The organism is Acidovorax sp. (genome assembly GCF_047607405.1).
GTDB lineage: Bacteria > Pseudomonadota > Gammaproteobacteria > Burkholderiales > Burkholderiaceae_C > Acidovorax.
Window position 1 is genome coordinate 1 of sequence record NZ_JASGDA010000059.1, and the last position, 3911, is coordinate 3911.

The window sequence follows — 3911 nt, forward strand, 5'->3', positions numbered from 1 at the left end:
GGCGGCGCGCGACGAGGCGGCGGCGCTGGCGACTGCGCGCGCGGGCGTGGCGCCGCTGCTGGTCGCCTTTGCCAGCCAGACCGGCCAGGCCGAGGAGCTGGCCCGCGAAACCGCCCGCCTGCTGCACACCGCGGGCGAGCCCGTGCAGCTGTGTGCGCTGGGCGCGGTGGACGCGGCGCTGCTGGCGCGCACCCGCCGCGCGCTGTTCATCGCCAGCACCTACGGCGAGGGCGACGCGCCCGACAACGCCGCCGCCTTTGCTCTGGACGGCGCGGCGCCGCAGCTGCCGCACCTGCAATACGGCCTGCTGGCGCTGGGCGACCGGCAGTACACGCACTTTTGCGCCTTTGGCCGCCAGCTCGACGGCTGGCTGCGCGCGCGCGGCGCCGTGCCGCTGTTCGAGCGCGTGGAGATGGACAACGGCGACCCGGCTGCGCTCACCGCCTGGCAGCACCAGCTCGCGCAGGTGGCGAGCCTGGGCGAACTGCCCGCTGAACTGCCCGCCTGGCAGGCCGCCCCCGGCTTCGCGGACTGGACGCTGGCCGCGCGCCGCCACCTCAACCCCGGCAGCGCGGGCGCGCCCGTGTTCCACGTCGAGCTGGCGCCGCCGCAGGGCGGGGCGGCAGCGGCGTGGGAGTCGGGCGACCTGGCGCAGGTGCGCGCGCCCGCCGACCCACAGCACCCGCGCGAATACTCCATCGCGTCCATCGCCAGCGATGGCCGCGTCCACCTGGTGGTGCGCGTGGCGCGGCGCGGTGACGGCACGCCGGGCGTGGCCTCGTCCTGGCTTGCCAACGGTGCGGCGCTGGGCGGCGCGGTGACGCTGCGGCTGCGCGCGCACAGCAACTTCCGGCTGCAGGACAACGCCGCCCGCCCGCTGATCCTCATCGGCAACGGCACCGGCATCGCCGGGCTGCGCGGCCACCTGCGCGCGCGCGCGGCGGCGGGGGCGGGGCCGAACTGGCTCATCTACGGCGAGCGCAATGCCGACCACGACTTTCTGTACCGGGACGAAATCGCGTCCTGGCAGGCCAGCGGCGTGCTGCAGCGGCTGGACCTGGCCTTCTCGCGCGACCAGGCCGAGCGCGTGTACGTGCAGCACCGGCTGGCCCAGGCGGCCGATGCGCTGCGCGACTGGGTGCAGGCAGGCGCGGCGCTGTACGTCTGCGGCAGCCTGCAGGGCATGGCCCAGGGCGTGGACGACGCCCTGGCCGCGCTGATGGGGCGCGAGCAGGTGGCGCAGCTGCTGCGCAGCGGGCGCTACCGGCGCGACGTGTATTGACCGATGGGTCTCTGCCTCATATCCCAGCAGGCGGTTTGCTATTGATTACATAGCTATAGGTGCTTTATGGATAAGCGCTACAGGCCAATTTGATGCATAAACCAAACCTGCCACCAGCGGCGCATCACCCTGGCTGCTGCGCTGCCTTGCAGGGCCTGAAACTTGCTAATAGTGCTGCCACGGCAGGGCAAACCCGGTAGGGCCTTCGGGCGCCGGGCACAACCATCCGGCCCCATTCACACATTGCTATGGAGTCTTCTCTCATGAACCGTTTGATCGACCGGCGCAGCTTCTCGGCGGGCCTGGCCCTGTCCGCCATCGCCTGCGCCGCCCTGCTTGCCGGGTGCGGCAAGGTGCCCGACACCATCAAGGTCGGCGTGGCGCAGCCGCTGAGCGGCCCGCTGGGCGCCCTGGGGCAGGACTTGCTCAACGGCGTGAACCTGGCCGTGGCCGAGCTGAACCAGAGCGGCTACACCGTGGACGGCAAGCGCGTGACGCTGGAGGTGGTGGCGCTGGACGACAAGGCCGACGCCGCCACCGGCAAGGCCGTGGCCCAGCAGCTGGTGGACGCGGGCGTGGTGGCCGTCATCGGGCACCTGAATTCGGGCGTGAGCATCGAGGCCGCGCCCATCTACGCGGCCAAGGACATCGCGCAGATCGCCATCTCCACCAACCCCAGGTTCACGCAGCTGGGCTTTCCCACCACCTTCCGCATGGTCGGCAACGACACGCTGCAGGCGCGCGCCATCGGCTCGTTCGCCGCCACGCAGCTGTCGGCCACGCGCTATGCCGCGCTGGACGACGGCACGCCCTACGGCAAGGGCCTGGCCGACGGCGCGGCCGAGCAGCTCAAGGCCGAGAAGAAGGACGTGGTGGTGCGCAAGTCGTTCGACGACAAGACCACGGCGTTCGACGCGCTGGCCGAGGAGCTGAAGACCGCCCAGGTCGAGGTCATCGTCTCCACGCTCAACGACTTTCAGGCGCTGGCGCTGCTGGAGGCCCTGCGCAAGGTGGGCCACACCAAGGTGAGCCTGCTGGGCGGCGACACCATCAAGACCACCGACATGACCAAAGGCCGGGGCATCGTCGAGGGCGGGCTGTACGCCACGTCCCCGGTGCTGGAGGCCAAGGAGTTCACCACGGGCAAGCCCTTCCTCGAAAAATACACCGCCGCCTACAAGAAGCCGCCTGCCTACGGCGGCCACTACAGCTACGACAGCATGTACGTGCTGTCCGCCGCCATCCAGAAGGCCAAGTCGGCCGAGCCCGCAGACATCACCAAGGCGCTGCACAGCATCAACGGCTATGCGCCCGTGAGCGGCACCATGACCTGGGACGAGAAGGGCGAGCAGCGCTACGGTGCCGTGGGCGTGTACGAGCTGCGGCGGGGCGGCTGGGAGCTGCGCATGCGCTCCGACCGCTGGTAATTACACTCGCGGCCCATGAGCTTGCTGATCCTGGGCATTGAATCCTCTTGCGACGAAACCGGCGTGGCACTCGTGCGCGCCACGGGCGACGCCGTACCCACGCTGCTGGCGCACGCGCTGCACAGCCAGATCGACATGCACCAGGCGTATGGCGGCGTGGTGCCCGAACTGGCCAGCCGCGACCACATCCGGCGCGTACTGCCGCTGGCGGCGCAGGTGCTGTCCGACGCGGACCGATCTCTGTCAGACGTGGACGTGGTCGCCTATACGCGCGGGCCGGGCCTGGCCGGGGCGCTGCTGGTGGGCGCGGGGGTGGCCTGCGCTTTGGGCGCGTCCCTGGGCAAGCCGGTGCTGGGGGTGCATCACCTGGAGGGGCATCTGCTGTCTCCCTTCCTGAGCGCCGACCCGCCGGAATTTCCCTTCGTCGCCCTGCTGGTGTCGGGCGGGCACACGCAGCTCATGCGGGTGGACGGCGTGGGGCGCTATGAGATCCTGGGCGAAACCATCGACGACGCGGCGGGCGAGGCGTTCGACAAGTCCGCCAAGCTCATGGGCCTGGGCTACCCGGGCGGGCCTGCGCTGTCGCGGCTGGCCGAGCAGGGGAATGCGGCAGCGTTCAAGCTGCCCCGGCCCCTGCTGCACAGCGGCGACCTGGACTTCTCCTTCGCGGGCCTGAAAACGGCGGTGCTGACGCAAGCCAAAAAGCTGGGCGACGACCTGGAGGCGCGCAAGGCCGACCTGGCCGCCAGCACCGAGGCGGCCATCGTCGAGGTGCTGGTGAAGAAGACGCTGGCGGCGCTGAAGCAGACGGGCCTTCAGCGCGTGGTGGTGGCTGGCGGCGTGGGGGCCAACCGGCATCTGCGGGCGCAGCTCAACGCCGCCTGCGCGCAAGCCGGGGTGCGCGTGCATTACCCCGAGCTGCACCTGTGTACCGACAACGGGGCCATGATCGCCATGGCGGCTGCCATGCGCCTGCAGGCGGGGCAGCAGGCGGCGAATACCGACTACGCTTTTGACGTGAAGCCGCGGTGGTCGTTGGATGCGATCACGGTTTGAGGTTTATGGTCAAAATGGGCTCTGGCGCTTGGCGGCCTCAAATCTGAAGTGCAACACCCCTTCAAAATTGAGGCCCCATGACAAAGAACACCTACGAACAACTGAGCGAGATGGAGCGCCATGCGATAGCGCTGGGGCTACAGCAA

3 protein-coding genes are annotated in these 3911 nt (G+C 70.1%); all 3 read left to right on the plus strand.

What is annotated here, in order from left to right:
* On the plus strand, positions 1-1282 hold a 1282-nt coding region (locus tag QM569_RS07110; protein ID WP_414986530.1), incomplete at its 5' end, for a sulfite reductase subunit alpha.
* Positions 1283-1545: 263 nt separating this feature from the next.
* A complete protein-coding gene (locus QM569_RS07115; RefSeq protein ID WP_414986531.1) occupies positions 1546-2709 on the plus strand; it encodes a branched-chain amino acid ABC transporter substrate-binding protein in 1164 nt (387 codons plus the stop codon).
* Positions 2710-2724: 15 nt separating this feature from the next.
* Positions 2725-3765, plus strand: coding sequence for a tRNA (adenosine(37)-N6)-threonylcarbamoyltransferase complex transferase subunit TsaD (gene tsaD / locus QM569_RS07120; protein ID WP_414986532.1), 1041 nt, complete (start codon positions 2725-2727; stop codon positions 3763-3765).
* The last annotated feature ends 146 nt before the right edge of the window (positions 3766-3911 follow it).